Raw genomic sequence first — 10,235 nt, 5'->3', positions numbered from 1 at the left:
TTATACTCCTTCTGGCACGATTAGATTACCGGCTTCGATTTCACGAATAAAGTCGAGCTTGCGCAGCAATTGCTTCATCCCGGCTACATCGAGGCGCTCGGTATTATGGGAGTTGTAATCTTCAATCTGCGACAGATCTTGCTCACCCTCTTCAAAATACTTGGAGTAATTAAGGTCACGATTATCGGCAGGCACCCTAAAGTATTGCCCCTGCTCCTGCGCAACAAACATCTCTTCGCGACTACAGAGTGCTTCAAATTGCTTCTCTCCGTGACGAGTACCAATCACATTCACCGGATGTTGCTGTTGATTAAGGATATCCAGCAAGGCCTTTACCAATATCTCAATGGTAGCCGCTGGCGCTTTTTGCACGAAAATATCGCCATTCTTACCATGCTCGAAGGCATGCAATACTAGATCGACCGCATCATCGAGGGTCATCATAAATCGGGTCATCGCCGGGTCGGTGATAGTAATGGCATCGCCATTAACGACTTGGCGAATAAACAGTGGGATCACTGAACCGCGCGATGCCATCACGTTACCATAGCGAGTGCAGCAAATAGTGGTATTGGTGTGTTCCAGATTACGGCTCTTGGCAACAATCACCTTTTCCATCATCGCTTTAGAAATACCCATGGCATTGATTGGATATACCGCCTTATCAGTACTCAAACACACCACTCGCTCAACGCCATGGCTGATAGCGGCCTCTAGTACATTTTCAGTACCCAATACATTGGTCTTTACCGCTTCCAGTGGATAGAACTCACAGGAGGGTACCTGTTTTAACGCTGCTGCGTGGTAAACATAATCCACCCCACGCATGGCATTAGCAACGCTTTGGTAGTCGCGCACATCACCAATATAAAACTTAAGCTTGTCTGACTTAAAGAATTTACGCATGTCGTCCTGTTTTTTCTCATCACGGGAGAAAATTCGGATCTCTTTAATATCCGTATTTAAAAAACGGCGCAGCACTGCGTTGCCGAAAGAACCGGTGCCACCGGTGATAAGAAGGACTTTATCTTTAAACATACCAACCTCAACACCATTAAAATTTAAATAAAATCAAAAAAATCTTTCCACGTTGCACACTGTGCAAATGACAAAGGCGAAAATTGTAATACCGTTTGCTGCCCAAGAACAGATTCCATTTCATCTGCCCATTTAGTTGCATCTTGATAGTCCAAAAAGCTAGCACCTTGGTAACCTGTCAATACATCTCTGGAATAAGGTAAATCCGCACAGATGATTTTTTTACCTAACACACCTGCCTCGGCAAGTGGTAAGCCAAAAGTTTCTATATAACTGGGGAATAACACTGCATCGGCTGAAATATAATACTCAATCACTTGCTCGTAGGACATTACGCCTAAATAGACCACATTATCACTTAACCCTAACTGCTGCACTTTTTCATCAAATACAGGGTGATCGCCAATGGCTAATGTCACCGCAAATTGAGATTTCTTGTTTACCTGCCTAGTATTAAGTAATGCTAACGCATCCAAAATCAATAAATGATTTTTATAAAAAAGCGATGAAGCTGGATAAAAAAAAGTAACTTGCTCGGAAGTTAGCAGTTGTGTTTGTTCTGAGCGCTTGTTGTGATGCCCATCTGGCAACTTGATATCTGGCGTAAACACCGAAATATTGCCTTCTGCCACACCACTTTGTGCCAGCGCAGCCTTCATCCACTGTGTTTGCACGACAAACCGCGTGCTCTTAGTGACAAATAAGAGAATAAAAAATTTATAAAACCACTTATATAAAAAGTATTTTATTGTTTGCTTGTTAAAAACATACTTAACAGTTGTAAAGGGGAGAGATTGATGCAAGTAAATTAATTGTTGGCAGCCAATATTCACCGACGTATTTTGCAATGAAATACACAGTTCAGACTCGATGTTATGTTGCTTGATATAACGTTTTAAACCGAAACTATCCCACCAAATTCGCCTCAGCCAAGATTTGGTATCCACTTCAACATAGGTAATATTAGCATGTACTTCGAGTGACACGCCGATGGGTGAAAAGATAATATATTTTTTATTCGTGAATGCCGCGTGTGTAACAAATTGCCGGAGAATTGTTAGTGCACCACCGGAGGATAAGGCTGTTGCATTAACTAAAATAAAACCTACTTCGTTATGTTGTAATCTATCCATATAAAAACTTATTTACCAAAAAAATGAAAAAAAGTAAATATAGAAGAGTATAATTTCTTCTCATGAAAATATGGCCATATACACTCCCCAAAAAATTTAATTTTTCCACGTTCATCACCTAACCACGCTCTCAAAACAAGAGAGCCTTGCTGTGCAATTTTTATTCCAGCAATTAGTTTTTTTGTTTTTTTTAACTTCATAAAAAGAGATTTATTAAATGCAGCGCCACCAACAACATTATTCGAATGTTGCCTATAAAGAATTGTTGGATTATCCAAAAAATACAGTCCACCAAACTTTAATGCGACTAAAGCAAGCCAATGATCGTGCATTGGTATCCCATTAGGGAACGGATAAGCCAGAGTAGCACAGGATTTATTAAAAATACATGTACATCCATATATTGTCGAGCGCCAAGATAGAAAATGAACATCCTGATTATGAATAGGATTGTATTTATTTATTTTATAAAAGCTGTTCGCAATAACATTACAATCTTGGTCAACTAAAATCAGATCAGAATAACAAAGCACCGGGGATTTAGCGCCAAGCTGTTCTTCATGCTTTATTAAAAATGACAACATTAGCTCAATTTTATTTTGGCACCACACATCATCTTGATCCGATAACATAACATAATCTGCATCACTGAAACTGAGAGCCTTGTTGAAATTTTTTGCTACACCGCCAACTCGCTCTTTGTTTACTAATTTAACTCTATCGTCTTCGTTGGCTATACGTAATATTTTCTCTACCGTATCATCGGTAGAACCATCATCCGATATAATTACAGAAAAATTATTATGTGTTTGGCTCAAAATTGAATAAAGTTGTTCCTCTATAAAAGTAGAACCATTATAGCTTGCTAATATAATATCAACTTTAAAATTATCGAAGTTACAGGCCATTAATTATACTCCATGAGTAATTACCAACCACATAAATATCCATAGCCTATATTACTTAGATAAACACATTTGTCATGGGATAACTTTTCTAAGGACTTATCATCAAGCCCATTCATATTCTCGAATATACTTTGCTGATTTAAGACAGCATGACCAGAGTAATCATACACCAATGGTCTGCACGACTGCATACATAAAAAAGATACAATTAAAATTCTAATTACACGCTGCCAACGATTATGATATTGAATTTTATAAAAAACATCCCCCCTAAAGTATTGAGAAAATAAAATTATAATGAATGGAATCCCGAACCAGCCAATTCTAGTCAAGACAGGCATATATCGACCAATTAGCATTGCAAAAAAAACATAAAAGAATATACCTACAAGGGTGATATTAAAGCCTCTATTATACGTCTCATCATGAATATTATTTTTTAAATCTCTCAGTGCAATAATAAACAAGCATACCAGAGAAAAATCAATAATTGCACCAATACCTATTGACACCTGTGGTTTATAGGCATCGGACATCATGTAAAAATTCAACTTCTCAACCACTGTATTACCAATAAAATCAGGTAACAGTTTAAAAAATAAAATGGCACCATAAATGATTTCATTAGGAATGGTAATAAACAACAAATACACAATCAACATTACCATACCAGATAAATAAATAATCCATCTTGATTTAACCGCTACGGAGAAAATAAATAATAACGTTATTATTGCACTCGAATGGAACATAGTAGATAGCAACACAAAAAAAACGTACTTGGCTATTTTTTTAGTATAAAGATATTGTATTGCATACAAGAATATCGACATTGCCATAGCTTGTCTTATTGCTTCAATATAAAGAACCCACCCAAGCATGGTCAGCAGTACAAAAAAAACAAAACTACCATTCCCAATTTTATTCTTCTGAATAAATTTGAATACGCATACCACATTGAAAATGGCAATAGCAACTATTGTTAGTTGATAACCAAGTTGCCCGAAAATCAAAACAAGAAGGTTATAACCAGATTCAAACTTAATCAAATTGTCACTATTGCAAGTATGATTAACTAAACAATTGTAATTTGTAAAATAACCAACAAAATCATATCCACTTGGATAACTAAACCCTAAAAATAGAAAAAACAAAAAAAATGACAAAAAAATAGCTTTTTTATAACTATTTTCAATGAAAGTTAAAAATAACATTAAGAATACGAATGTAAAATAATACACCATACCTCCCAAAAATACTTTTCATGATTTTGCTCTTTCGAAAATACTATTCGAATTTCTTATCCAGAAAAAACATAAGTAAAAAATCGAGAGACACTCTAATGGTCCAGCATACAGCAACACCAATCATTCCGAACTCTTTAATGCCATAAAATAAAGCCAGTAAATATGGTATCACCTCTATAGCATGGACAAATGCAGTCACATTAGAGAGCCCTTTAGCCTGTAAACTGGAAAAGCTAATTAATGCGAGAGAATTGAAAAAAAACCCAACCAATAAAATTTGTAAAATTAATGGTGAGGTGTTGGAAAAACTGCTTCCAAGCCACATGGTTAGCCATTTGTCAGCCCAAACCCCGACAATAATAGAAAGACCAAGAATCGGCAATGCCATAATATAAAAAGACTTCGTTTTAATTTTATTTCGTTCTTCTTTATCACACGCAACCAATTTTGGAAAAATCACTCTAGACAAAGCACCCGGCGCCATACTTAAACGAGAAATCAATTCTGATGGTGCAGTATATGCAGCAATATGTGATGCACCTAACATATTAGAGGCGATGAATCGATCAAAGTAACTCATTACTGGACTAATAATATTACTTAGGGTAATCCAACCCCCAAATGAGATTAACCTTTTTAATACAATAAAATCGATATTAAAACGCATGCTGAACAATATTTTGCGCGATGTATAAATTGCTAGAAACATCACCAATAAACGCCCAATCAGTAACCCAGAGATAGCGCTCATCAAAGTTGGGCTAAAGTGTACAAATAGTGCGGGTAATCCCCCCTGCACACTGCCTGTGATTGTCTTTTGCAAGTTTAAATTAGCAAAGCGCTCTTCGCCCTCTAGAATAGCCAACCAAATTTGCCCGACCAAAAAAATAGGGACCATCACAGCCAACAATTTCATTGAGTCTTGTAAGTCTGTATAAAAACCTTCTGATACATTTAACCATATTGGCCATTTTTTATCTAAGCACAATATGATTAACATACCAATAAACCCTAAAAAACTTACCACAATTGTTGACGTGGCAATTATTTTTAATTTTTCATGGAAATTGTTTCGATAGTATGAGACTTCTCTAATTACTGCTCGAGTTAGGCCTGCATCAAAAATACTTGCGTAACCAAACAAGGCAAGTGAAAGCGTAAAAATACCAAACAACTCAAAACCTAACACTCGACTTAAATAGCCAAGTGCCGGGATAGTTATTATTGTTGGCAATATGTATCCCGCAAAATTCCATGCGGTATTACGTAATATACTCATTAAAATAACTCAGCATTGTTTACATAAATCAAGCTGGCTGCCTCTTGGTCTTTCTTGGATAGACTCACTTCGCCTTCAATCGGCCATTCAATACCCACTTGTGGATCATCCCAACGGATTGCCCCTTCACTCTGTGGTGCATAGTAGTTAGTGGTCTTATACAAAAACTCTGCCGCGTCGCTCAAAGTGACAAAGCCATGGGCAAACCCTTCCGGGATCCATAGCTGGCGCTTGTTTTCGGCAGACAGATGCACGCCAACCCACTGGCCAAAAGTGGGCGAGCTTTGGCGAATATCCACCGCCACATCGAACACTTCACCAGCCACACAGCGCACCAGCTTACCCTGGACATGGGGCGGTAACTGATAGTGCAAGCCACGCAGTACTCCTTTTGAAGATTTGGAGTGATTATCCTGCACAAAGTTAACCGAATATCCTACCGCCTCTTCAAACAACTTGTGGTTGAAACTCTCAAAGAAAAAACCACGCTCGTCACCAAATACTTTTGGCTCAAAGATAAGCACATCGGGAAGAGCTGTTTTGATTACATTCATATTTTTCTCGGGATTCGGGATTCGGGATTCGGGATTCGGGATTCGGGATTCGGGATTCGGGATTCGGGATTCGGGATTCGGGATTCGGGAAATACTAACAACAACTCCCGGATCGCCAATCCCCATTCACTTGCCAACCATCTTCAGCAGATATTGACCATAAGTATTTTTTGCCAACGGAGCCGCGAGCTCACGAACCTGGTCGGCAGTAATAAACTTCTGGCGATAGGCAATCTCTTCAGGGCACGCCACCTTCAACCCTTGGCGGGTTTCGATAGTTTGAATAAAGTTGCTCGCTTCAATCATGCTTTCATGAGTACCAGTATCAAGCCAGGCATAGCCACGACCCATCATCGCCACCGACAGATTGCCTTGTTCCAGGTAGATACGGTTCACGTCGGTAATTTCCAGCTCACCACGGGGCGATGGCTTCAAACTCTTGGCGATCTCCACCACGCTGTTGTCATAGAAATAGAGGCCGGTAACCGCATAGTTGCTCTTGGGCTCCAGTGGCTTCTCTTCCAGAGAAATAGCGGTGCCCTCTTTATCAAATTCCACCACCCCATAACGCTCAGGGTCATGCACGTGATAAGCAAACACTGTGGCGCCACTGGATTTGGCCGCAGCACCTTCCAGCTGCTTCTGCAAATCGTGACCGTAGAAGATGTTGTCACCCAGCACCAGGGCGCAGTCGTCGTCACCGATAAACTCTTCACCCAGAATAAAGGCTTGCGCCAACCCGTCCGGGCTCGGTTGTACCTTGTATTGCAGATTCAATCCCCACTGGCTGCCATCGCCCAGCAACTGTTCAAAGCGAGGGGTATCTTGTGGGGTACTGATGATCAAGATATCGCGAATACCGGCCAACATCAGAGTGCTCAGCGGGTAATAAATCATCGGCTTGTCATAGATGGGCAGCAACTGTTTGCTGACGGCCATGGTAACTGGATAGAGACGAGTGCCAGAACCACCGGCCAGAATAATACCTTTACGCTTGGTCATAGTGCTTGATTTCTTATCTTTGAATTATCTAACCCATCAAAGTGAGTGCGCTTACATAACACTCATTTTGCGTTTTATCCCTGCTGAAGCGTGAAACCGTATACCCACGCTGTCTTTATTGTCTTATTTTCCGAGGATCTCGGTCAGCATCCGTTCGACACCGACAGTCCAGTCCGGCAGGCGCAGGTTGAAGGTGCGCTGGAACTTGGTGGTATCGAGTCGCGAGTTATGAGGGCGCTTGGCCGGCGTTGGAAACGCGCTGGTCGGGACGGCGTTGACTTGTGTGACCGCCAGTTCAACTCCAGCAGCCCTCGCTTTGGCAAACACCAGCTGGGCATAGTCAAACCAGGTAGTGGTGCCAGAGGCGATCAGATGGTAGAGCCCTACCACCTCAGGTTGATGTTGTGCGGTCCGGATCGCGTGGGCCGTGCAGTCGGCCAGCAGCTCGGCACCGGTCGGGGCACCAAACTGGTCGTTGATGACTGACATTTCACTGCGTTCCTTGCCAAAGCGCAGCATGGTCTTGGCGAAGTTGGCGCCACGGGCGGCATACACCCAGCTGGTACGGAAGATGAGATGGCGAGCACAAAGCGCTGCGGCCTGTTCCCCTGCGAGCTTGGTCTCCCCATAGACGTTGAGCGGGGCGGTTTGATCGTTTTCGACCCAGGGGCGTTCACCACTGCCATCAAAGACGTAATCGGTGGAGTAATGTACCAGCCAGGCCCCCAACGCCTCGGCTTCTTTGGCAATCGCAGCCACGCTGGTGGCGTTGAGCAACTCGGCAAACTCCCGCTCGCTCTCGGCTTTGTCTACCGCAGTGTGGGCTGCTGCGTTCACGATGACATCCGGCTTCACCAAGCGCACAGTCTCCGCCACGCCGGCCGGCTTGCTGAAGTCACCGCAATAATCGGTCGAGTCAAAATCGACGGCTGTGATACGGCCCAGCGGTGCCAGTGCACGTTGTAGCTCCCAGCCAACCTGACCATTCTTGCCAAACAGCAAAATATGCATCAGGCACGCTCCCCGTAGTTCTGTTCGATCCAGGACTGATAGGAGCCACTCTTCACGTTGTTGACCCACTGCTGGTTATCCAGATACCACTGCACGGTTTTGCGAATGCCGGATTCAAAGGTCTCTTGCGGTTGCCAGGCAAGCTCGACGCTCATCTTGCTGGCATCGATGGCATAGCGGCGGTCGTGACCGGGGCGGTCGGCCACATAGGTGATTTGATCACGATAGGACCCTGCTTTCGGCACCATCTCATCGAGCAGGTCGCAGATGGTGTGTACCACATCCAGGTTCTGTTTCTCGTTGTGACCGCCGATATTATAGGTCTCACCCATCACCCCGGTGGTGACCACGGTATAGAGCGCGCGGGCGTGATCTTCCACATAGAGCCAATCGCGGATCTGATCGCCCTTGCCATAGACCGGCAACAGCTTGCCATCCAGTGCGTTGAGGATCACCAGCGGGATCAGCTTCTCGGGGAAGTGGAAAGGACCGTAGTTGTTGGAGCAGTTGGTGACCACGGTCGGCAGGCCGTAAGTACGGCGCCAGGCGCGGACCAGATGGTCGCTCGATGCCTTGGAGGCAGAGTAGGGACTGCTTGGCGCGTAAGGGGTGGTTTCGGTGAAGAGGGGCAACGCCTCACCGGGGGCAACTTCATCGGGATGGGGCAGGTCGCCATACACCTCGTCGGTGGAGATATGGTGGAAGCGGAACGCCGCCTTGCGAACCTCGTCCAGACCATTCCAGTAGGTGCGGGCCGCTTCCAGCAGCATGTAGGTGCCGACGATATTGGTTTCGATGAAATCGGCAGGGCCGGTAATGGAGCGATCGACGTGGCTCTCGGCCGCCAGATGCATCACGGCATCGGGTTGATGGGCGGCAAACACCCGATCCAGTTCGGCGCGGTTGCAGATATCGACCTGCTCGAAGGCATAACGCTCGCTGCTCGAGACCTCAGCCAGGGATTCCAAGTTGCCTGCATAGGTCAGCTTATCGAGGTTGATAACAGAATCTTGGGTGTCACGAATTATATGGCGAACTACAGCCGAACCGATAAAACCGGCGCCGCCGGTTACAAGGATCTTCATGGAAAAGGTTCCCGATTGCAATCTAATGAAAAGGAAAGATTTTTGGTTAGGGTTTGCTACTGTGTATCAATCTGGTTTTTTCTTCATAGGGTACAGTACCAGGGCGAGATCGTGAACGTTTTGAAGCAATGTTAAGAGGATTTGACCGACCGATCTGGGTGTGATCTTATACTCTCTTTTACGGGAGTTTCGCGATGAACCACCATGCTGCATTTACTCAATTCTTCTCTGAACTCAAAGACCCTCGCCAGGTAGCTAAAATCGAGTACCCCTTCTTTGATGTGGTTTTTTTGACTGTCTGTGCCGCCATCGGTGGCGCCCAAGGTTGGGAAGATATTGAGCTATTCGGCGAGGCGCATCTGGAATGGTTTCAGCGTAATGGCTTGTTTCCTAACGGATTACCTGTTCACGACACCATAGCCAGGATCATCTCCCGTATTCAGCCGGAGCAATTTCAAAACGCCTTTGTCCGCTGGATGCAGGCAACGTCAGAGCGTACCGATGGCAGGGCGAGATCGTGAACGTTTTGAAGCAATGTTAAGAGGATTTGACCGACCGATCTGGGTGTGATCTTATACTCTCTTTTACGGGAGTTTCGCGATGAACCACCATGCTGCATTTACTCAATTCTTCTCTGAACTCAAAGACCCTCGCCAGGTAGCTAAAATCGAGTACCCCTTCTTTGATGTGGTTTTTTTGACTGTCTGTGCCGCCATCGGTGGCGCCCAAGGTTGGGAAGATATTGAGCTATTCGGCGAGGCGCATCTGGAATGGTTTCAGCGTAATGGCTTGTTTCCTAACGGATTACCTGTTCACGACACCATAGCCAGGATCATCTCCCGTATTCAGCCGGAGCAATTTCAAAACGCCTTTGTCCGCTGGATGCAGGCAACGTCAGAGCGTACCGATGGTGAGCTGATCGCCATTGACGGCAAGACCTTACGCAGCTCTTACGACCGCGACAGTCGCCAATCTACC

General features: G+C 44.1%; 10 protein-coding genes and 1 pseudogene. 2 read left to right on the top strand and 9 right to left on the bottom strand.

Annotation, left to right across the window (positions count from 1 at the left end; genetic code table 11):
• From OKB81_RS06995 to rfbB, 9 genes are all read right to left on the bottom strand, one after another.
• On the bottom strand, positions 1 to 1,038 hold the full coding sequence (locus OKB81_RS06995; protein ID WP_270805170.1) for a polysaccharide biosynthesis protein: 1,038 nt from the start codon (positions 1,036 to 1,038) through the stop codon (positions 1 to 3).
• A 23-nt stretch (positions 1,039 to 1,061) separates the two neighbouring features.
• The gene (locus OKB81_RS06990; RefSeq protein WP_270805169.1) at positions 1,062 to 2,171 is read right to left on the bottom strand and encodes a glycosyltransferase; all 1,110 of its coding nucleotides are present in this window, start codon (positions 2,169 to 2,171) and stop codon (positions 1,062 to 1,064) included.
• A gap of 8 nt (positions 2,172 to 2,179) precedes the next feature.
• On the bottom strand, positions 2,180 to 3,079 hold the full coding sequence (locus OKB81_RS06985; RefSeq protein ID WP_270805167.1) for a glycosyltransferase family 2 protein: 900 nt from the start codon (positions 3,077 to 3,079) through the stop codon (positions 2,180 to 2,182).
• A 20-nt stretch (positions 3,080 to 3,099) separates the two neighbouring features.
• Positions 3,100 to 4,320, bottom strand: coding sequence for an EpsG family protein (locus tag OKB81_RS06980; RefSeq protein ID WP_270805165.1), 1,221 nt, complete (start codon positions 4,318 to 4,320; stop codon positions 3,100 to 3,102).
• Positions 4,321 to 4,366: 46 nt separating this feature from the next.
• Entirely contained in the window at positions 4,367 to 5,605 is a 1,239-nt protein-coding gene (locus tag OKB81_RS06975; RefSeq protein ID WP_270805163.1) for a flippase, read from the bottom strand.
• Positions 5,605 to 6,159, bottom strand: a complete 555-nt coding sequence (rfbC, locus tag OKB81_RS06970) for a dTDP-4-dehydrorhamnose 3,5-epimerase (RefSeq protein ID WP_270805162.1) — start codon at positions 6,157 to 6,159, stop codon at positions 5,605 to 5,607. Before rfbC ends, OKB81_RS06975 begins: the two co-directional genes overlap by 1 nt.
• Positions 6,160 to 6,285: 126 nt before the next feature.
• Positions 6,286 to 7,161 carry a glucose-1-phosphate thymidylyltransferase RfbA gene (gene rfbA, locus OKB81_RS06965; protein WP_270805161.1) on the bottom strand — a complete coding sequence of 292 codons (876 nt, stop codon included), beginning with the start codon at positions 7,159 to 7,161 and terminating at the stop codon, positions 6,286 to 6,288.
• A 123-nt stretch (positions 7,162 to 7,284) separates the two neighbouring features.
• On the bottom strand, positions 7,285 to 8,172 hold the full coding sequence (rfbD, locus tag OKB81_RS06960; RefSeq protein ID WP_270805160.1) for a dTDP-4-dehydrorhamnose reductase: 888 nt from the start codon (positions 8,170 to 8,172) through the stop codon (positions 7,285 to 7,287).
• Positions 8,172 to 9,257 (bottom strand): dTDP-glucose 4,6-dehydratase, encoded by a 1,086-nt coding sequence (gene rfbB / locus OKB81_RS06955; RefSeq protein WP_270805159.1) that lies wholly within the window; start codon positions 9,255 to 9,257, stop codon positions 8,172 to 8,174. Before rfbB ends, rfbD begins: the two co-directional genes overlap by 1 nt.
• A 194-nt stretch (positions 9,258 to 9,451) precedes the next feature.
• On the opposite strand from rfbB, the pseudogene OKB81_RS06950 reads away from it, so the two are divergent.
• Positions 9,452 to 9,763 (top strand): annotated as a pseudogene (locus OKB81_RS06950) (ISAs1 family transposase); the annotation flags it as partial.
• A 94-nt stretch (positions 9,764 to 9,857) separates the two neighbouring features.
• On the top strand, positions 9,858 to 10,235 hold a 378-nt coding region (locus OKB81_RS06945), incomplete at its 3' end, for an ISAs1 family transposase (RefSeq protein ID WP_270805157.1).

The organism is Aeromonas sp. QDB56 (genome assembly GCF_027705505.1).
In the GTDB taxonomy this organism is placed as follows: Bacteria; Pseudomonadota; Gammaproteobacteria; order Enterobacterales; family Aeromonadaceae; genus Aeromonas; species Aeromonas caviae.
The sequence above is the reverse complement of the archived record's forward strand: the minus strand, read 5'-3'. Positions and strand labels throughout refer to the sequence as shown.

Excerpts from the sequence above, each read along its gene's own strand:
- OKB81_RS06995 (WP_270805170.1), bottom strand. The coding sequence starts at position 1,038 with ATGTTTAAAGATAAAGTCCTTCTTATCACCGGTGGCACCGGTTCTTTC.
- OKB81_RS06990 (WP_270805169.1), bottom strand. The coding sequence starts at position 2,171 with ATGGATAGATTACAACATAACGAAGTAGGTTTTATTTTAGTTAATGCA.
- OKB81_RS06985 (WP_270805167.1), bottom strand. The coding sequence starts at position 3,079 with ATGGCCTGTAACTTCGATAATTTTAAAGTTGATATTATATTAGCAAGC.
- OKB81_RS06975 (WP_270805163.1), bottom strand. The coding sequence starts at position 5,605 with ATGAGTATATTACGTAATACCGCATGGAATTTTGCGGGATACATATTG.
- rfbC (WP_270805162.1), bottom strand. The coding sequence starts at position 6,159 with ATGAATGTAATCAAAACAGCTCTTCCCGATGTGCTTATCTTTGAGCCA.
- rfbA (WP_270805161.1), bottom strand. The coding sequence starts at position 7,161 with ATGACCAAGCGTAAAGGTATTATTCTGGCCGGTGGTTCTGGCACTCGT.
- rfbD (WP_270805160.1), bottom strand. The coding sequence starts at position 8,172 with ATGCATATTTTGCTGTTTGGCAAGAATGGTCAGGTTGGCTGGGAGCTA.
- rfbB (WP_270805159.1), bottom strand. The coding sequence starts at position 9,257 with ATGAAGATCCTTGTAACCGGCGGCGCCGGTTTTATCGGTTCGGCTGTA.